The organism is Herbaspirillum sp. Her3 (assembly GCF_057961275.1).
The window spans coordinates 3,664,091-3,681,682 of the sequence record NZ_CM176328.1; the positions used below are offsets into that span (position 1 = coordinate 3,664,091).

Sequence of the window (17,592 nt, forward strand, 5' to 3'; positions counted from 1 at the left end):
TGCAGCGGGGCCGCCGGCTTACTGCCGCCGGCGTGCCACGAAGAGCATGCCGGCCACCGGCTGGCGTACTTCTTCGCGCAGGACCTGGTCGCTGTCATGGAGGATCTCCAGACCCTCGGCCTGCAAGCAGGTGCGCACGTAATCACGGCCGTGGCGGTAGCGTCCGCTGGCATGCAGGCAATACCCCTCCCCGGCCGCATCCTGCGGCGTCAGCACCTCCACCGTGAAGATGAAGTAGCCACCCGGCTTCAAGGCGGTCGCCACCGCCTTCAGCACGCCCTTCAGATCCCCGAAGTAGATCATCGCATCAGCGGCCGTCATCAGGTCCCACGACCGCGGATGGCGACTCAGGTAGTCGCTGATCTCTGCTTTCTCCAGCTGGTCGTAGTGGCCGGTGGCGATGGCTTTTTCCAGCATCTTGCCGGCCAGGTCGATCCCGGTCAGATGGTGGGAATAAGCCCGCAGCCCGAGGCCGCACAGGCCGGTGCCGCAACCGATGTCCACCGTGATGAACTGGCGCGCCGGCTGCGCCACCAGTGCCACGCCCTGCCCGATCAGCTTGGGGCCGCGATAGCCGAGGCCGTGCAGGAGATGGGATTCGAAGGTTTCGGCGTAGCGGTCAAAATGCGCTTCGATGTAGCGGTCCGAGGCGCGCGCCGGCACGTCGCGCTGCGAGCAGGCGGCCAGCATGTGGGCCGCGATCGGATTGTCGGGTTCGCTGGCCAGCCAGTGGCGATAGGCTTGTGCCGCCTCTTCCGGCCGGCCCAGGAAGTAGAAGGAAATCCCGACCATCTGCCAGGACTTGCCCTCCATGGGCGGCAGCACGTAGGCGCGGCACTGGTAGTACGAGGCCTGCATCTTGTCAACGACCGCTTCGAAGAGGCTGCCCAGGTGCAGCAGCGACGGCACGAAGTCGGGCGCGATGGCCACGGCGCGCTGGAAAGCGGCAATGGCCTCGTCATTGCGGTTCTGCTGCAGGCGCGCCGCGCCCAGGTTGTTCCAGACCGTGTGATCTTCCGGCGTGATCTCCAGCGCGGCAACGTAAGCCTGGGCTGCAGCTTCCGGCTCGCCCAGCGCAAACAACACATTGCCCAGGTCGTTGTGCCAGGCCGCATGGCCGGGTTCGAGGGCGCTGGCCAGTTCCAGCTTGTCGAGCGCCTCGGCGTGGCGTCCGGTCTGATGCAGCCAGATGCCGTAGAAGTGCAGCGCCACCGGTTCGATGGGATCTTCTTCAAGGACAGCTTCATAGACGGCGCGGGCCTCTTCCAGGCGGCCGGCCATGTGGGCATCAATGGCCGCGTGCAGGCGTGCCATGGGGGGCGGCCGGATTTCCAAACTGTGCAGCGGCTCAGGCATGGCCGGCTCTCCCTCGTAAAGCGCATGCGGCGCAGGATAGCACCCCGCGCTCTTTACATTTTCTTTACAATTCTGCAGCAGACTGCCCTTTCGGGCAATGCCTGATTCGCCGGGCTGTTTGTCCAGCGCTACAGTGCCGCCAGACTGTGGCCGATGCTGCCCAGCCGGCGCAGCGCCTGGTCCAGTTCCCGGGTGAAGGGATGGCCGCAGCAGATGCGCAGGAAATGGCCATAGCGGTTGGAATTGGAGAAGATCGCTCCCGGCGAGACGCCCACGCCCTCAGCCAGGGCGCGTTCGAACAACTGCTGGGAACAGACCTGCACCGGCAGCTCCACCCACAGCCCCACCCCGCCATTGGGAACGTTCAGGCGCGTGCCCTCGGGGAAATAGGCCGCAATCGACTCGGCCATGCGTTCGCGCTGCTCCTTGAGCAACTGGCGCAGGCGGCGCAGGTGGCGGTCATAGGCGGGGCTGGCGATGAAATCGGCGGCGGTGACCTGGGTCCACTCTTCGTTGGCGCGGGTATGGGTGAACTTGAGCATCTTGACCCGTTCATGCCAGCGTCCGCCATTCATCCAGCCCAGCCGCATACCCGGCGCCAACACCTTGTTCAGGGACGCGCAATAGATCACATTGCCGCTGCGGTCGCGGCTCTTGAGGCTGGACGGGGCGGCGCTGCCGTCGGCCAGCTCGGCGTAGGCGTCGTCTTCGATCAGTGGCAGGCGCAATTCTTCACACAGGCGTACCAGCTTGTCCTTGTGCTCGTCGGGCATGATGCAGCCCAGCGGATTCTGCAGATTGGGCACCACCACCACGCCCTTGATGTTGCCGTAGGTGCGCACCGCCAGTTCCAGCGCTTCCACCGAGATGCCGGTGTGCGGGCTGGTCGGGATTTCCAGCGCCTTCATGCCCAGGTTTTCCAGCGCCTGCAGCAAACCGAAATAAGTGGGCGACTCCACCGCAATGGTGTCGCCCGGCCCGGCCACGGCGCGCAAGGCCAGGTTGAGCGCTTCGATGCAGCCGTGGGTGACCACCACTTCTTCATGATCGATGCGCATCCCATGATGCAGCGCGCGCCGCGCCACCGCCTGGCGGAAGGTGGCATTGCCGTTGTGCGGCATGGCGCTGGTGAGCAGTTCGGGCCGCTCGCGCAGGGCGCGCATGGCGGCCTGCTTCAGGGTTTCTACCGCATACAGTTCGGGCGCACAGGTCATGCCGGAGAGGTCGATGCGGGGCGCGCCGCTCTGGCGCAAGGCGATGTACTTGGAGACCTTTTCATGGATGCCCGCGTATTGCTCGGGATCGATGGCCATCAGGCTCTTGGGTTCCTGCACCGGGCGGATCGCCGAGCGGCGCGGCTGTCGCACGAAATAACCGGAGCGTGGCCGCGCCTCCAGCCAGCCGCCCTCTTCCATATGGCGCAGCGTCTGCAGCGAAGTCGACAGGCTGACCTGGTGCTGGCGCATCAGGTCGCGGACTGAGGGCATACGATCACCGGCCACCAGCGTGCCGGACTGGATGGCTCCCTGGTAATGCTCGGCCAGGCGCCGATACAACGGCTGGCGGGCGGTTTCCGGAGTGGTGCCGGGCAGCGGTGCCGCAGGCGCGAGATCAGGGAGGTGCAGGCTGGTATCCATAACAGTCATCATCTTATTGAGGCCGAGACCAGAACAGATACAGAGTAGGCCAAATGCAGGGATAACAGAACAAAAAAGCGCCGCCTGTTGCGCAGCAGAGTGCATTTTCCTGTGCCTGTTTGGCCCGGGCGGCTGTCCCTAGACTGCAGGCTGACCCCATCAAAAAAAGGAGAACACCATGCCCAGCCCGCTCCCCGCCAAGACCACCACGCAAGCGCTGCCCCTGCTGCCGGGCCAGCATCTGCAACTGTGGCTGCCCGCCGGCACCCAGTTGATCTGCCATGCCGCCGAATTGCGGGTGACCGAACCGGCACAATGGCAACTGGACCGGCTGGTCAGCCGGCAGACCCGCCTCACCGATGGCGAACGGCTGGTGTTGTCGCAGGAGGGCTGGATCGGCGTGCTCTCGCCGCAAGGGGGCGAACTGCTGTGCCTGCGTCCGGTGCCCCGCCCCTGGCTGGCGCCGGTGGCAGCGCTGCTGCGCCGCCTGCAGCGTTCGCGCCCCCGCCTGGATTGGGGACAAGGGCGCTGACCGGCTTTGTCGCAGGAATGCGGATTAGTCGACGCAGACACCGGCTTGCGTCGATGAATCTGCAACTTAACTGATATTTCAGCAAGAAACTTGCACAAAAAGTGAGGAGGACGCGCGGGAAGTGGTGCGGCAATTTCGGTAAAACATTACACTTGATCATCCGTAGAAGATGAAATGTCATGCCGAACCAACCTTCCCTCGCCAGCGTTGCCCCGGTCGCCATCCCGGCCCTTTCTGAACAAGAGACGTTCGATCTGACCCCTGTGTCGCTCTGGAAAGAGGATTACAGCGGCTTGAAGTGCCTGTTCGACCAGTGGCGCGCCGAAGGCGTCACCGACCTGCGCAGCTACCTCACCCAGGACCACCGCCGCGCCCAGGCCTGCGCCATGCAGATCCGCGTGGTCGACGTGAACCGCCGCACCCTGGAATGGTATGAAGCGCGCGACCTGGCGCACCTGGTGGCGAACCTGGACAAGGTGTTCCGGGATGACATGATCGAGACCTTCATCGAAGAAATGGTGCAGCTGTGGAACGGCAGCACCACTTTCTCCAGCTATACCGTCAACTACACCCTGGGCGGCAAGCGGCTGGACATCCAGCTGTCCGGCCGCATCATGCCCGGCAGCGAAGAGAACTGGGACTACGTGCTGCTGGCCATCGAGAACGTCACCGAACGCGAGACCGCGCGCAAGAAGCTCTCGCGCAGCGAAAACTATGCGCGCGGGCTGTTTGAATATTCACCCATTTCGCTGTGGGTGGAAGATTTCAGCGCGGTCAAGCGCCTCTTCGACGACCTGCACCGCATCGGCATCACGGACTTTCGCACCTTCACGGACGTGCATCCTGAATTCGTGGAGCGCTGCATGCAGGAAATCCGCGTCATCGACGTCAACCTGCAGACCCTGTCCATGTTCGGTGCGCCGGACAAGGCGACCTTGTTCTCGCGCCTGTCCGACGTGTTCCGCGACGACATGCGCCCGCACTTCAACGAACAGCTGATCGAGCTGTGGAACGGCAACCTGTTACATCAACGGGAAGTGATCAACTATTCGCTCAGCGGCGAAACCCTGCACGTGCACCTGCAGTTCTCGGTCTTCCCCGGCCACGAAGACAACTGGGACCTGGTCCTGGTGGCGCTGACCGACATCACCGCCCGCAAGAAGGCCGAAGCCTATCTGGAATTCCTGGGCAAGCATGACGAACTGACCAAGCTGTACAACCGCGCCTACATGGTGGATGAGCTGAACCGCCTGGAGCGCAAGGGCCCCTTCCCGGTCAGCGTGATCGTGGCCGACCTCAATGGCTTGAAGGAAGTCAACGACGAGCTGGGCCATGCCGCCGGGGACGCCTTGTTGCGCCGTGCCGGCGAGGTGCTGGGCAAGGCGGTGGAACGCCCCGGCAGCGTGGCGCGCACCGGAGGCGATGAATTCGCCATCCTGCTGCCGGCCACCGACGAGCGTGGCAGCCAGTTGCTGATGGACCAGATCCAGAAACTGGTCGAAGTGAACAATCAGTACTACTCGGGCCATGCCCTGAGCCTGTCCATGGGCGCAGCCACCGCGATGCCGGGCGAGCGTCTGGAACACGTGGTGCAACGGGCCGACACCCTGATGTATGAAGCAAAACGCCATTATTACGCCACCACTCCCGGCCTTGAACGCCGTCACCCGGACGACTGACACGATGTCCGCACCCGAGGCCGGCCTGCGCGAAGAACTGGCCCTGGCAGTGGGAGCGGAAACGCTGGCGGCCGATCTCTTGCACAGCAGGCCCGGCCAGCAGGTCCACACGCTGGTGCTGCACGGCGCCGGCCAGGCCGACCGCCAGCGCCAGTGGCCGCTGCGCGAGGCCCTGGCGGCACGCGGCCGGGCCAGTGCAGCCATCGACTTTTCCGGCCATGGGCAAAGCAGCGCCCTGCTGCCCAATTCACTGGCCAAACGGCTGGATGAAGCCCAAGCCGCGCTGGATCGCTTCACCGTCGCGCCGCGCACCGTCGTGGGCGTGAGCATGAGCGGCGAGATCGCCCTGCGCCTGGCCTGCCGCCCGGATAACCAGATCACCCATCTGGTCACCCTGGTTGGCGCCATCTACGATGGCGCGGCCTTTGCGCTGCCCTTCGGCCCGGCCTTCAGCGCGGCCCTGCGGCGCCCGCAAAGCTGGCGCGAGGCCGACTCACTGGACATGATCCGCCACTATCGCGGACGCATCACCCTAGTGCGGGCCAGCGAGGATGCAGTGATTCCGGCCGAGATTGCCGAACTGATCCGGCAGCAGGCCACCGCCGCCAGCGCCTGCCACATCATCGACCTGCCGGGCGTGGATCACCGCATCAGCGAACGCAGCGCGCAGGATGCCACGCTGTGCGCACAGCTGGCCGCCTTCATTGACGACTGAATCGATCTGAACGAAAAGGGAAGTTGCTCAGGCCGTGGTCGAGATCAGCCCGCCCACCACGTTCTGGTTGACGATATCTTCGACGATGGAGCCTGTCAGGTCAGGTTCGGACTTGAGCAGCAGGGACAGCTGCGAGCTGAGCCCCTGCCCGGCAAAGATGCCCGAGCCGTCATAGACGCCCGAGGTGCTGCCCGGCATGACGATGCTGCCCAGCACGCCCTGGTAGTAGGACTGCGTGGCCTGGTTCTGGGTGAGATCGGAGGAAGTGCCCGCCGATGAGCCGGCATTGACGATGGAATTGAACAGCCCGGCCGCATTGTAGGTCTGCCCCGAACTGCCGGAGGATCCTCCGCCCAGGGTGACGACCACTGACGCCTCCGAAGACAGCTCGACGGCCTGCGCCACGGCGGCAGGATTGCTGCCGGCGCTCACCGGATTGGCGGTCGAGGGGAGACTGCCCAGACTGTAAGGGTCCGGGCTGCCCAGCGAGCTCAAGGAGGAAGAATCGATCACCATGTTCATACCGACAATGCGGGATATGCAGTAACTGGTCTACATAGGGATTCTAGGAGACTCCTGCCTGCTCGGCAAGGCAGAACGGACGGCGGTGACAGACGGGGATGAAAAACACCCGGCAGAGGGCCGGGTGTTTCTTGTCCTGCAGGACGGAACTCAGGCGAGCTCAGTGCGGTGCATCGCCATGTTCATCCTTGGTCTGCACGATGCTGACCGGCTTGCCCTTGAGCCGGCGCCAGATGTAGACGCCATAGCCGGACAGGCCATAGAGCACGAACAGCCCGAACAACACCTTGGACGGATCGCTGGAAATGAGCACCAGCGCCACCACCACCAGCAGCGCCGCAATGAAGGGCACCGGCTTGCGGAAGTTGACATCCTTGAAACTGTAGAACGGCACATTGGTGACCATGGTGATACCGGCGTACAGGGTGATGACCCAGCCGTACCAGCTCAGGTCAGTGCCGGCAAAGCGCAGGTCATCCATCAGCCAGACGAAACCGGCCACCAGGGCGGCTGCCGCCGGGCTGGGCAAGCCCTGGAAGTAGCGCTTGTCGACCACGGCGATGTTGGTATTGAAACGGGCCAGGCGCAGCGCCCCGCCCGCGCAGTACACGAAGGCCGCCAGCCAGCCCAGCTTGCCCATGCCGCGCAGCGACCATTCATAGACCACCAGCGCCGGTGCCGCGCCGAAGGAAACCATATCGGAGAGGCTGTCGTACTGGGCGCCGAATTCGCTTTGCGTGTTGGTCATGCGGGCCACGCGGCCATCCAGGCTGTCCAGCACCATGGCCACGAAGATGGCGATGGCGGCGAAGTCGAACTTCAGGTTCATGGCCATGACGATGGCATAGAAACCGCAGAAGAGCGCGGCCGTCGTGAAGGCATTGGGCAACAGGTAGATGCCGCGCGAGCGCCGCCGCGCCACGACCTGCCCGGCCTCGTCCAGTTGCACAGCCTTGGGCTTGCGCAGGGATTTCGGGAAGGGAATGCCGGCCTTGGCCTTGCGTCGTCTTAATGTGGGCATCGATGTCTATCAGTGAGGAGGACGGAAATCGCAGCATGCAGTCTGCGTGCGGGCCTCATCCGTGGCGGCACGGTGAGGCCATCAAGGTGTGATCAGAGTTCGGCCAGAATGGTTTCGGTGGCCGAGACCTTTTCGCCGACCGTGACCTTGGGGGTAGCCGTCAGCGGCAGGTAGACGTCCACGCGCGAACCGAAACGGATGAAACCGTAGCGCTGGCCGCGGGCCAGGGTGTCGCCGGCCTTCACGTAACAGAGGATGCGGCGGGCGATCAGGCCGGCCACCTGCACGCAGGTCACGCTGTGGCCGCTGGTAGTGGTGATGGCCAGGGCATTGCGCTCGTTTTCCAGCGAGGCCTTGTCGAGGTCGGCATTGACGAACTTGCCGGGGAAGTACTGCACCTTCTCGATCTTGCCATCTACCGGCGCACGGTTGGAGTGGACGTTGAAGACGTTCATGAAGACACTGATCTTCAGGGCTTCGCGGTCGGTGTAGGGGTCATGGGCACGGGCCACCACGACGATGCGGCCATCGGCCGGCGACAGCACGGCATTGGCGGCTTGCGGAATCACGCGCGGCGGATCGCGGAAGAATTGCAGCACGAACAGCGCGATGATCCACAGCGGGAAGGACCAGGCGCCGCAGAAATAGGTTGCCAGCGCTGCCACGACCACGGCGATGGTCAGGAAGGGCCAGCCTTCGCGGGCGATGATGGGATGGGGATAGTGGTTATTGTTCAATGTTGCTCCAGGGATCGCGCGGTACTCGCGGAAAGTTCAAAAGTAAAAGCGTGCCTATTCTAGTCCAGCGCCCGTTAAATGCAATGAAATGCACCGCCAGAAAGCCTGTGGCGGTGCATTGCGGGCCGGTGCTGCGTTGTTTTAGATGAAGGAAGCTGCACCGCCCTGCGCGGCGGCTCAGGATGACTGCAGCGCGGCCTCAGCGCGGCTGCGGACGCGAGAAGCTCAGTTTGAGTTCATTGCGCGCCAGACCGCGCGGACCGGTCAGTTGCATCTGGCCGATCAGGATCGTCACTTCGGCATCGGCATAGTCCAGGCCGGTCACTTCGGTGATCTGGCGCAGGTCGCCCTGGCGCCGCTCCTGGGGCTCGTCGGCGATGATGCCGGGCGGCTCCTTGGCCAGCGGTGCGCAAGCCTTCACATCGTTCACCAGGCGCTGATAGGCGCGCCCCATGTCGGCGGGCGTGGGATAGCGCCAGATGCAGGTGTAGACCGAGGAATTGCCGGTAATGGCGCAGCTCTCGGCGCCATCGAGCATGAAGTTGGAGAGGTAGATCGGGCCGCGCTTGTCTTCCTTCATCACCGAATCGGGCCCATCCTTCTTCCAGCCATCGAAATGCGATTGCGACTGCTGGTGGATGGCGCGCAGGTCGGCGCAGATGTCGGCGTGGGCGGTACTGGCCACCAGGGCAGTAAAGAGCGGCAAGAGCAGCTTGGTGAAGGTCCGCATGATGAGATGATCTTCTTGAAACGGAAAGGGAGGCCGATTATAGCCTCCCTCCCTGCCAACCCGAGGCGGTTGACGATTCTTGACATGGCCACCGAGGGCGGCCAGCGGGATTACTTGAAGCGCACCTTGCCCACCAGGCGCATGGTGACGGTGGATTCGCCCGGTTCGAAGCTGGGCTCGGCCACGCTACTGCTTTCCTGAGCCATATCGGCGCGCATCATCGCGGCCTTGGCCATGGGTGCGGCGGCCGGCGCCGCATAATTGCCGGAACCCTCGAAGTCCACGGTATCAATCACGGCATCCGACGGGGCGCGATGCATGGCGTTGGCGATGAAACCGATACGCTCTTCCAGATTGCGATAGGTGGCATTGACCAGGGTCGCATCCAGCTTCTTGGCAGCGGCCGGGCTGAGGCCGAATTGCAGGCCGTTCAGGCTCATCAGCGCTTGCGCGGACGAGACGGTCTTGGGCAGTGCGGCCAGGTTCTCGGTGGTCATCTCCAGATACTGGCCGACGCGCCACCCCACCACCTGGCGCGGCTTGGCCGGCTGGCGCGGCGGCTGCGGGCTCACCTGCGGCGGCTCGGCATAGACGGCGTAGGTGTAATAGCCGTAGCTCTTCAAGGTCGCTTGCGGGTCCTGGCGCTTGAGCAGCTCGATGCCCTGCTTCATCTTCTGGTTCACGCGCGAGGCGGCCGCGGTCTTGTCCTTGTCCTGCTCCTCGACTTGCAGCGTGACGCGCGCCTGGTCATTGGGCACGCTGATCTCGCCATTGGCCGGCACTACGACCAGGGTGCCGGTGGTCGGCACGGGGGCCGGGGCGCTGGCGGACATCTGGGTCTGGGCTTGCGCAGCGATGCAGGCAGCGGCCAGGGCAGCGCCCAGCATCAGTTTGCGGGAAGGTGTCATAGGAATCCTCTTTATTCTTGATCGGTGACGGGTGAAGATAGCTTCATATGGAAGCATCTACCCGCCACTTCGACGACAAGTGTAAAGAATTGGTTCTTGGCCAAGTGCAACAAGCCGTAACGACGAGGCAACGCCCTGCCCCTGTCTGCGGACGAAAAAAAACGCCACGGCAAACCGTGGCGTTTTTCTCATCAAGAGATCGATCAGTTCTTGCTTTGGTCGACCAGCTTGTTGGCCTTGATCCAGGGCATCATGGCGCGCAGCTTCTCGCCCACGATTTCGATCTGGTGTTCGGCGTTGATACGACGACGCGACATCAGGGTCGGTGCACCGGCCTTGTTTTCCAGGATGAAGCTCTTGGCGTATTCGCCGGTCTGGATGTCTTCCAGCACCTTCTTCATGGCAGCCTTGCTCTCGGCGTTGATCACGCGCGGGCCGGTCACGTACTCGCCGTATTCGGCGTTGTTGGAGATCGAGTAGTTCATGTTGGCGATGCCGCCTTCATAGATCAGGTCGACGATCAGCTTGAGTTCGTGCAGGCACTCGAAGTAAGCCATTTCCGGAGCGTAGCCAGCTTCGACCAGGGTTTCGAAACCGGCCTTGATCAGTTCCACGGTACCGCCGCACAGCACGGCTTGTTCGCCGAACAGGTCGGTTTCGGTTTCTTCGCGGAAGTTGGTTTCGATGATGCCGGCACGGCCGCCGCCGTTGGCGGTCGCGTACGACAGGGCCAGGTCACGGGCGCTGCCGGACTTGTCCTGGTGCACGGCGATCAGGTGCGGCACGCCGCCACCCTGGCTGTAGGTCGAACGCACGGTGTGGCCGGGGGCCTTGGGGGCGATCATGATGACGTCCAGGTCAGCGCGCGGCACGACCTGGCCATAGTGGATGTTGAAGCCGTGCGCGAAGGCCACGGTGGCGCCTTGCTTGGCGAACGGTGCGACGTTTTCGGCATAGACCTGGCCGATGTTTTCGTCCGGCAGCAGGATCATGATGACGTCGGCATCCTTGACCGCTTCGTTGACTTCAGCGACCTTCAGGCCGGCTTGTTCAGCCTTGTTCCACGATGCGCCACCCTTGCGCAGACCCACGGTCACCTTGACGCCGGAATCCTTCAGGTTCAGGGCGTGGGCGTGGCCTTGCGAACCGTAACCGATGATGGTCACGTTCTTGTTCTTGATCAGGGACAGGTCTGCGTCTTTGTCGTAGAAAACTTTCATGATTTTTTCCTATGTTCCGAGTAACTCGAATTTGAATATTTGAATATGTGTGTGTGATGCGTACTACCTGGCGCGGTCGATCAGATCTTCAGGATCCGTTCGCCACGGCCGATGCCGGAGCCGCCGGTACGGACCGTTTCCAGGATCGCGGTGCGATCCAGGGCGTCGATGAAGGCATCCAGCTTGCTCTTGGCGCCGGTCAGCTCGATCGTGTAGGTCTTTTCGGTGACGTCGATGATGCGGCCACGGAAGATATCCGCAGTGCGCTTCATCTCTTCCCGTTCCTTGCCCACTGCGCGCACCTTGATCAGCATCAGTTCGCGCTCGATGTGCGCGCCTTCGGTCAGATCGACGACCTTCACCACCTCGATCAGGCGGTTCAGGTGTTTGGTGATCTGTTCGATCACGTCATCCGAACCCGAGGTCACGATGGTCATGCGTGAGAGGGTCGAATCTTCGGTGGGTGCAACGGTGAGCGTTTCGATGTTGTAGCCGCGTGCGGAGAACAGACCCACGACACGGGACAATGCGCCGGCTTCGTTTTCCAGCAGCACAGAAATGATATGGCGCATGTTAGAGATCCTCCGAACCCAGCAACATTTCAGTCAAACCCTTGCCCGCCTTGACCATCGGCCAGACGTTCTCGGTTTGATCCGTGATGAAGTTCATGAAGACCAGCCTGTCCTTCATGGCGAAGGCTTCGCGCAGCGCGCCATCGACATCGCCCGGTTTCTCGATTTTCATGCCGACGTGGCCGTAGGACTCCGCCAGCTTGTTGAAGTCCGGCAGCGAATCCATGTAGGACTCGGAATAGCGCGAACCATAGTCGATCTGCTGCCACTGGCGAACCATACCCAGGAAGCGGTTGTTCAGCAGGATGATCTTGGGCGTCAGGTGATACTGCTTGCAGGTCGCCAGTTCCTGGATGCACATCTGGATCGAGGCTTCACCGGTGATGCAGGCCACGGTCGCGTCGGGGTTGGCCATCTGCACGCCCATGGCGTACGGCAGGCCCACGCCCATGGTGCCCAGGCCACCGGAATTGATCCAGCGGCGCGGCTTGTCGAACCCGTAGTATTGCGCGGCCCACATCTGGTGCTGGCCGACGTCGGAGGTGATGAAGGCATCGCCCTTGGTCACTTCCCACACCTTCTGCACCACCGATTGCGGCTTGATGAATTCGTCAGACGTGGCGAACTTGAGGCAATCGCGCTTGCGCCATTCGTTGATCTGCTTCCACCACGCATCCAGCGCCGCGCCGTTCTGGCGGGTTTCGGCCGAATCCAGTTGCGTCAGCAGTTCCTGCAGCACGTCCTTGACGTTGCCCACGATGGGGATGTCGACCTTGACGCGCTTGGAAATCGACGAGGGGTCGATATCGATATGAATGATCTTGCGGGCATGCGAAGCGAAGTGCTTCGGATTGCCGATCACGCGGTCATCGAAGCGCGCGCCGATGGCGATCAACACGTCACAGTGCTGCATGGACATGTTGGCTTCGTAGGTGCCGTGCATGCCGGGCATGCCCACGAACTTGTCGCTGGAGGCGCGATAGGCACCCAGGCCCATCAGGGTGTTGGTACAGGGATAGCCCAGGCGATCGACCAGCTTGTTCAGCTCCGGCGCGGCATTGGCCAGGATGATGCCGCCGCCGGTATAGATCATCGGACGCTCGGCCGACAGCAACAGCTGCAGCGCCTTGCGGATCTGGCCCGAGTGACCCTTGTCGACCGGCTTGTAGGAACGCATTTCCACCGCCTTCGGATACTCGTAGGCGCAGGTATGCATGGTGATGTCCTTCGGGATATCGACCAGGACCGGGCCGGGACGGCCGGTGGTGGCGATATAGAAGGCTTTCTTGACGGTTTCCGCCAGGTCCTTCACATCCTTCACGAGGAAGTTGTGCTTCACGCACGGGCGGGTGATACCGACGGTATCGCACTCCTGGAACGCGTCCTGGCCGATGGCGGTCGAGGGCACCTGGCCGGAGATCACCACCATCGGAATCGAATCCATGTAGGCCGTAGCCAGGCCGGTGACCGCATTGGTCACGCCGGGGCCGGAGGTGACGATGGCCACGCCGACCTTCTGGGAACTGCGCGAATACGCGTCCGCAGCGTGCACGGCGGCCTGTTCGTGACGAACCAGGATGTGCTGGAATTTGTCTTGCTTGAAGATTGCGTCGTAGATGTAGAGGACGGCGCCACCAGGATAGCCGAAGACGTGTTCAACACCCTCTTCAGCCAGGCATCGGACGAGTATGTCCGCGCCGGTGAGTTGCTCAGCACTCATGCTGCTTCCTTTCAAGGTCCATTGGAAATTGATCGGATGTTCTCTCCTGACGGAATCGCATTCGTCGTCTTGCCGGCAGCATCCCTTTATTGTGCGGTCACGCCGTTTCTGCGCTCCAACCGTAGTGGAGTTTGAAACGCCGCTCAACGCGACTCGTTCAGCCTTGGATCAAGTTCGACTTTTACTGATTCCTCGCGCTTGTGGCGCGGGTTAGAACAAACAAGCTTTAAACCTATAAAGCGTTTCCTCGAACCGGCACGACCTTATGTGAAGCACCGGCGAGAAATAAAAACGCCCCAGATGTGGGAGGCGGAGAACAGGACAGTAATGTGTTGCATCATTTTGGTCAAGCAAATTCCGGTGAAATCGTCGCCAATACTCGCGTTCCCGCCTGCCCGCACGGATAAACTTCAGGACAAAGAGGGCCATTTTTGCTAGGATTCGGTCTGCTTTTTGACGATTTATTGCATTTTTCGCATCTAAGCCGACCAACATGAAGGTTTTTACCTGATTTGATCGGCCATACCCATCCGGCACACCGTATTGCATGGCAACTGACAAAGAACTCTCCGATTTTCTTGAAAGTGTCGAACGCCGCGCCTTCAAACAGGCGGTGTATGCCGTGCGCAAGGATGAAGCCGCGTTGGACATCGTTCAGGATGCAATGATCAAGCTGGCCGAGAAGTACGGCGACAAGCCGGTGGATGAACTGCCGATGCTGTTCCAGCGCATCCTGCAGAACACCATCCATGATTTCTTCCGTCGCGAAAAGGTGCGCAACACCTGGGTGAGCCTGTTCTCCAGCTTTGGCGGCAATGGCGGCGACGGCGAGGGCGGCGAGGATTTCGACCTGCTCGAGAGCCTGGAATCGGAAGACGGCTCCGAAGCCGCCGAATCCAGCGCAGACAAGGTAGAGCGTCAGCAAACCTTGAATCTCATCGATGCCGAAATACAAAAGCTGCCAACGCGTCAACGGGAAGCATTCTTGATGCGTTATTGGCAGGACATGGACGTGGCGGAAACAGCCGCCGCCATGGGTTGCTCCGAAGGTAGCGTCAAAACCCATTGCTCCCGCGCAACACACGCGCTGGCTCAAGCTCTCAGAGCCAAAGGAATCTCATTATGACCAACAAGGAAATGCAATTCGCCTACAAGGTGAAGCTGGCGCTTGACGCCAACCTCGACACGCTGTCCGACGACACCGTGCAAAGCCTGGCGGCCGCTCGCCGCGTTGCGCTGGCGCGCAAGAAGCAGGCGCCGATCCACAAGCGCGTGGAACAGCCCGCGCTGGCCGGCGCCTTTGGCGGTGGCATGACGTCGCCTGAAAAACCGTCGTGGTGGAGCCGCCTGGGCGTGGCTGCCCCGCTGCTGGTGGGCATCATTCTCTTCGCTGGCATCTACCAGCACGAAACCGCCAAGCGCGTCAGCTACCTGGCTGACATCGACGCGGCCGTGCTGTCCGACGAGCTGCCGCTGTCGGCCTATCTGGATCATGGTTTCAACGCTTTCCTGGCTGAAAAGGGACAATAAGACGATGCAAAAAACCACCGGCACTGCTGTAAAGGCTTCCGCCCGCTTCTCGCGCATTGCGCTGGCGCTGGCGGTGCTGGCCGGTGGATTGAGCTGCGCCTGGACGGTCGCGCAGAATGCACCGGCCACCGCGCCGACCTCTGCCCCGGCTGCCGCACCAGCGGCCTCTGCACCGGCTGCAGCCCCGGCCAGCAATGCCACCAGCACGTCGGCGACCACAGCCCAGCCGGCTGCCGCTCACGCCAACAAATCAGCCGGCAAGCTGCTGCCACGCAAATCCGAAAACCGGCTGGCCTGGGCCAATCTGTCTGCCGCCCAGCGCCAGGCGCTGGAGCCGCTGACCGGTGAATGGCCGCGCATGAGCGAACTGCAGAAGGAAAAATGGCTGGAGATCGGCAGGCGTTACGCCAAGATGAAGCCGGAAGAACAGCAGCGCCTGCATGAACGCATGCGCGACTGGGTGAAGCTGACCCCGGCCGAGCGCAGTGCCGCGCGCACCAATTACGCCCGCGCCAAGAGGCTGGATGCGGAAGAAAAGCACGAGCAGTGGGCCAAGTACCAGCAGCTTTCCGAAGAACAGAAAAAGAAGCTGGCCGAATCCAAGCTGCCCAAGCGCGTAACCAAGCTGCCGACCTCGCCGTCTGCGGCGGCGCCGACCATCCAGCTGCCGGCTGAGGCACTGGAGCGCGTGCTGCCGGTCGCACCGGCACAGGCACCGGCACTGGTACCGGCACCCGCCCCTGCGGCAGCCCCTGTGCCCGCCGTGGTTCCGGGCTCGCAAGCCACGCCGGTACCGGCGATTGCACCGACGGCTGCCGCAGCCACAACCGTGGCATTGAGCTCGGCGCCGGCAGCCCCGGCCTCAGCCGTGGCCACCACCGCAAGCGATAGCAAGTAAGCCGCCCTTCCCTGCATCCACTTTCCGGATCCGGCATCCGCATCCAAGCGCGCGTGGACCCAAACCTGCGCGCCACATCACATGGGACATACTCACCGCCCTCTCCGCGTTGAGTCCATCCTTGCTTTGCCTCAAGCCCACGCATAGGCAAGCGCTCCCGATTGCATTACCATCTGCCGGCCGCAGCGCGCACGCTGCCTGCGCACATTCTTCACATCACCCAAGCCAGAATGGAACAAACAGGAACCATGCCGGAACTCACCACGCCCTCCCTGCGCCGCCGCATGAGCAGCATGCTCTATGAATCCATGCTGCTGTTTGGGGTCCTGTTCATGTCGGGCTGGCTGTTTTCCACGCTATTGCAGCAGCGCCATGCCCTTTACCTGCGCCATGCGCTGGAAGGCTGGCTGTTCCTGGTGCTGGCGGTGTACTTCATCTGGTTCTGGACCCACGGCGGCCAGACCCTGGCCATGAAGACCTGGCGTTTCCGCGTGGTGGACCGCAACGGCCAGCCGCTGCGCGCGTGGCGCGCCGGCTTGCGCTTCCTGCTGGCCTGGCTGTGGATCCTGCCAGGACTGGCGCTAGCCTCGCTGGCACGCGGCCAGGCCTGGCTGCTGGTACTGATCCCGGCGGCCAATCTGCTGCTCTGGGCCATGACCGCGCGCCTGGATCCGCAAGGCCAGTTCCTGCATGACCGTCTGGCCGGCACCCGCCTGGTCGATGCCGTTCCGGTTGCCAAGGCTGCAGCGGCTGCTCGCCCCAAGTCATGAAGCCGACATGAGCGCTCCGCTGCGCTCTGTTATGCTCTGGGGCGAACGCATGCAGCCGCATGCCCCGTACCTGATCGCCCCGGACTGACGCCCGCATGATTTCACGCATCTCCAGAACGCTGCTCCTCATCCAGTTCGTCATTGCGATCCTGTTTTACTTCCTGCTGCGGCATTTCGACTGGCCTATCCTGGCCGCCGCAGCGGGCGGCCTGTTGATCGTGCTCATGCTGCGCGCCCAGATCACCGCCAACAGCTTCTTCCTGACCTGGCCCTATCGCGGCCGCACCTCCAATCCGGTCGAGATCAGCTGGCTGCAAATGGCCACCCTGTTCCTGCGCGAATACCGCGCCACCATGCTGTGCTCTTCCTGGGCCATGCCCTTCCTGCGTTTCGACCAGTTCAGCTATCCCGACACCACCTCGCTGCCGGTGCTGCTCATCCATGGCTACGGCTGCAATAGCGGCTACTGGCGCTGGATGAGCCTGGAACTGCGCGAAGCCCACATCACCCATTACGCGCTGGACATGGAGCCGGTCTTCGGCAGCATCGACGACTACGCTCCGCTGGTCCATGCCGCCGTCCAGCGCGTGCTGGCCGAGACCGGGCAAAAGAAGCTCGTCATCGTCGCCCACAGCATGGGCGGACTGGCCGCCCGCGCCTACCTGCGCGACCATGGTTGCGACCGCGTGGCGCGCGTGATCACGCTGGGCACACCGCATCACGGCACAGCCATCGCCAACTTCGGCATCGGCATCAACTGCGGCGAGATGAACTGGCTGGGCCGCTATGAAGAAGGACGTAGCAGCGAATGGCTGCAGAAGCTGGCCGCCACCGAAGAGGCCGATGCGTTGAGCCACATCGTGTCCATCTACTCCCATCACGACAACATCATTTCGCCGCAAAGCTCGGCCCACCTGGAAGGCGCCTGGAACATCCCGGTCATCGGCATCGGCCACGTGGCGCTGGCGCTGGAACCGTCCATCCAGAAGCTGGTGATCGATCTGATCCACAACGCCCGCGACTGAGCAGCGCTGGCCCCAAAGCA

General features: G+C 62.7%; 18 protein-coding genes. 8 read left to right on the forward strand and 10 right to left on the reverse strand.

What is annotated here, in order from left to right; all coding sequences use genetic code 11:
• Positions 1 to 18: 18 nt before the first annotated feature.
• Together ACVC5H_RS16775 and ACVC5H_RS16780 are read right to left on the reverse strand one after the other, a co-directional pair.
• On the reverse strand, positions 19 to 1,356 hold the full coding sequence (locus ACVC5H_RS16775) for a tetratricopeptide repeat protein (RefSeq protein WP_489618930.1): 1,338 nt from the start codon (positions 1,354 to 1,356) through the stop codon (positions 19 to 21).
• A 128-nt stretch (positions 1,357 to 1,484) separates the two neighbouring features.
• Positions 1,485 to 2,993 carry an aminotransferase-like domain-containing protein gene (locus tag ACVC5H_RS16780; protein WP_489618931.1) on the reverse strand — a complete coding sequence of 503 codons (1,509 nt, stop codon included), beginning with the start codon at positions 2,991 to 2,993 and terminating at the stop codon, positions 1,485 to 1,487.
• Between the two features lie 178 nt (positions 2,994 to 3,171).
• Between ACVC5H_RS16780 and ACVC5H_RS16785 the strand changes: the two genes are divergently transcribed.
• From ACVC5H_RS16785 to ACVC5H_RS16795, 3 genes are all read left to right on the forward strand, one after another.
• A complete protein-coding gene (locus ACVC5H_RS16785) occupies positions 3,172 to 3,525 on the forward strand; it encodes a hypothetical protein (protein ID WP_489618932.1) in 354 nt (117 codons plus the stop codon).
• A 179-nt stretch (positions 3,526 to 3,704) separates the two neighbouring features.
• Complete coding sequence (locus tag ACVC5H_RS16790; RefSeq protein ID WP_489618933.1) at positions 3,705 to 5,204, forward strand: sensor domain-containing diguanylate cyclase; 1,500 nt, start codon at positions 3,705 to 3,707, stop codon at positions 5,202 to 5,204.
• Between the two features lie 4 nt (positions 5,205 to 5,208).
• Entirely contained in the window at positions 5,209 to 5,919 is a 711-nt protein-coding gene (locus ACVC5H_RS16795) for an alpha/beta fold hydrolase (RefSeq protein WP_489618934.1), read from the forward strand.
• Between the two features lie 27 nt (positions 5,920 to 5,946).
• Here ACVC5H_RS16795 and ACVC5H_RS16800 read toward each other — a convergent pair whose 3' ends face one another.
• The 8 genes from ACVC5H_RS16800 to ACVC5H_RS16835 all read right to left on the reverse strand — a co-directional run bounded on the left by ACVC5H_RS16800 (position 5,947) and on the right by ACVC5H_RS16835 (position 13,349).
• Positions 5,947 to 6,441, reverse strand: coding sequence for a hypothetical protein (locus ACVC5H_RS16800; RefSeq protein ID WP_489618935.1), 495 nt, complete (start codon positions 6,439 to 6,441; stop codon positions 5,947 to 5,949).
• Positions 6,442 to 6,601: 160 nt separating this feature from the next.
• Positions 6,602 to 7,462 (reverse strand): CDP-diacylglycerol--serine O-phosphatidyltransferase, encoded by an 861-nt coding sequence (pssA, locus tag ACVC5H_RS16805; RefSeq protein WP_489618936.1) that lies wholly within the window; start codon positions 7,460 to 7,462, stop codon positions 6,602 to 6,604.
• A gap of 92 nt (positions 7,463 to 7,554) precedes the next feature.
• Positions 7,555 to 8,199 (reverse strand): phosphatidylserine decarboxylase, encoded by a 645-nt coding sequence (locus ACVC5H_RS16810; protein WP_013233751.1) that lies wholly within the window; start codon positions 8,197 to 8,199, stop codon positions 7,555 to 7,557.
• A 199-nt stretch (positions 8,200 to 8,398) separates the two neighbouring features.
• Positions 8,399 to 8,929: a vesicle formation protein gene (locus ACVC5H_RS16815; protein WP_489618937.1), complete on the reverse strand. Its 531-nt coding sequence runs from the start codon at positions 8,927 to 8,929 to the stop codon at positions 8,399 to 8,401.
• Positions 8,930 to 9,039: 110 nt separating this feature from the next.
• Positions 9,040 to 9,837, reverse strand: a complete 798-nt coding sequence (locus ACVC5H_RS16820) for an SIMPL domain-containing protein (protein ID WP_489618938.1) — start codon at positions 9,835 to 9,837, stop codon at positions 9,040 to 9,042.
• Between the two features lie 203 nt (positions 9,838 to 10,040).
• Positions 10,041 to 11,057 carry a ketol-acid reductoisomerase gene (gene ilvC, locus ACVC5H_RS16825; protein WP_489618939.1) on the reverse strand — a complete coding sequence of 339 codons (1,017 nt, stop codon included), beginning with the start codon at positions 11,055 to 11,057 and terminating at the stop codon, positions 10,041 to 10,043.
• Positions 11,058 to 11,137: 80 nt separating this feature from the next.
• Entirely contained in the window at positions 11,138 to 11,629 is a 492-nt protein-coding gene (gene ilvN, locus ACVC5H_RS16830) for an acetolactate synthase small subunit (RefSeq protein ID WP_008327594.1), read from the reverse strand.
• A gap of 1 nt (position 11,630) precedes the next feature.
• On the reverse strand, positions 11,631 to 13,349 hold the full coding sequence (locus ACVC5H_RS16835; RefSeq protein WP_489618940.1) for an acetolactate synthase 3 catalytic subunit: 1,719 nt from the start codon (positions 13,347 to 13,349) through the stop codon (positions 11,631 to 11,633).
• A 547-nt stretch (positions 13,350 to 13,896) separates the two neighbouring features.
• Between ACVC5H_RS16835 and ACVC5H_RS16840 the strand changes: the two genes are divergently transcribed.
• The 5 genes from ACVC5H_RS16840 to ACVC5H_RS16860 all read left to right on the forward strand — a co-directional run bounded on the left by ACVC5H_RS16840 (position 13,897) and on the right by ACVC5H_RS16860 (position 17,572).
• Positions 13,897 to 14,475 carry an RNA polymerase sigma factor gene (locus tag ACVC5H_RS16840; protein ID WP_013233746.1) on the forward strand — a complete coding sequence of 193 codons (579 nt, stop codon included), beginning with the start codon at positions 13,897 to 13,899 and terminating at the stop codon, positions 14,473 to 14,475.
• Positions 14,472 to 14,879 (forward strand): DUF3619 family protein, encoded by a 408-nt coding sequence (locus ACVC5H_RS16845; protein ID WP_489618941.1) that lies wholly within the window; start codon positions 14,472 to 14,474, stop codon positions 14,877 to 14,879. The genes ACVC5H_RS16840 and ACVC5H_RS16845 overlap by 4 nt, the downstream gene beginning before the upstream one ends.
• Positions 14,880 to 14,883: 4 nt before the next feature.
• Positions 14,884 to 15,777: a DUF3106 domain-containing protein gene (locus tag ACVC5H_RS16850; RefSeq protein ID WP_489618942.1), complete on the forward strand. Its 894-nt coding sequence runs from the start codon at positions 14,884 to 14,886 to the stop codon at positions 15,775 to 15,777.
• Between the two features lie 248 nt (positions 15,778 to 16,025).
• Positions 16,026 to 16,547, forward strand: a complete 522-nt coding sequence (locus ACVC5H_RS16855; protein ID WP_489618943.1) for an RDD family protein — start codon at positions 16,026 to 16,028, stop codon at positions 16,545 to 16,547.
• Between the two features lie 95 nt (positions 16,548 to 16,642).
• The gene (locus ACVC5H_RS16860; protein WP_489618944.1) at positions 16,643 to 17,572 is read left to right on the forward strand and encodes an esterase/lipase family protein; all 930 of its coding nucleotides are present in this window, start codon (positions 16,643 to 16,645) and stop codon (positions 17,570 to 17,572) included.
• The last annotated feature ends 20 nt before the right edge of the window (positions 17,573 to 17,592 follow it).

Excerpts from the sequence above, each read along its gene's own strand:
- ACVC5H_RS16775 (WP_489618930.1), bottom strand. The coding sequence starts at position 1,356 with ATGCCTGAGCCGCTGCACAGTTTGGAAATCCGGCCGCCCCCCATGGCA.
- ACVC5H_RS16780 (WP_489618931.1), bottom strand. The coding sequence starts at position 2,993 with ATGGATACCAGCCTGCACCTCCCTGATCTCGCGCCTGCGGCACCGCTG.
- ACVC5H_RS16785 (WP_489618932.1), top strand. The coding sequence starts at position 3,172 with ATGCCCAGCCCGCTCCCCGCCAAGACCACCACGCAAGCGCTGCCCCTG.
- ACVC5H_RS16790 (WP_489618933.1), top strand. The coding sequence starts at position 3,705 with ATGCCGAACCAACCTTCCCTCGCCAGCGTTGCCCCGGTCGCCATCCCG.
- ACVC5H_RS16795 (WP_489618934.1), top strand. The coding sequence starts at position 5,209 with ATGTCCGCACCCGAGGCCGGCCTGCGCGAAGAACTGGCCCTGGCAGTG.
- ACVC5H_RS16800 (WP_489618935.1), bottom strand. The coding sequence starts at position 6,441 with ATGAACATGGTGATCGATTCTTCCTCCTTGAGCTCGCTGGGCAGCCCG.
- pssA (WP_489618936.1), bottom strand. The coding sequence starts at position 7,462 with ATGCCCACATTAAGACGACGCAAGGCCAAGGCCGGCATTCCCTTCCCG.
- ACVC5H_RS16815 (WP_489618937.1), bottom strand. The coding sequence starts at position 8,929 with ATGCGGACCTTCACCAAGCTGCTCTTGCCGCTCTTTACTGCCCTGGTG.
- ACVC5H_RS16820 (WP_489618938.1), bottom strand. The coding sequence starts at position 9,837 with ATGACACCTTCCCGCAAACTGATGCTGGGCGCTGCCCTGGCCGCTGCC.
- ilvC (WP_489618939.1), bottom strand. The coding sequence starts at position 11,057 with ATGAAAGTTTTCTACGACAAAGACGCAGACCTGTCCCTGATCAAGAAC.
- ilvN (WP_008327594.1), bottom strand. The coding sequence starts at position 11,629 with ATGCGCCATATCATTTCTGTGCTGCTGGAAAACGAAGCCGGCGCATTG.
- ACVC5H_RS16835 (WP_489618940.1), bottom strand. The coding sequence starts at position 13,349 with ATGAGTGCTGAGCAACTCACCGGCGCGGACATACTCGTCCGATGCCTG.
- ACVC5H_RS16840 (WP_013233746.1), top strand. The coding sequence starts at position 13,897 with ATGGCAACTGACAAAGAACTCTCCGATTTTCTTGAAAGTGTCGAACGC.
- ACVC5H_RS16845 (WP_489618941.1), top strand. The coding sequence starts at position 14,472 with ATGACCAACAAGGAAATGCAATTCGCCTACAAGGTGAAGCTGGCGCTT.
- ACVC5H_RS16850 (WP_489618942.1), top strand. The coding sequence starts at position 14,884 with ATGCAAAAAACCACCGGCACTGCTGTAAAGGCTTCCGCCCGCTTCTCG.
- ACVC5H_RS16855 (WP_489618943.1), top strand. The coding sequence starts at position 16,026 with ATGCCGGAACTCACCACGCCCTCCCTGCGCCGCCGCATGAGCAGCATG.
- ACVC5H_RS16860 (WP_489618944.1), top strand. The coding sequence starts at position 16,643 with ATGATTTCACGCATCTCCAGAACGCTGCTCCTCATCCAGTTCGTCATT.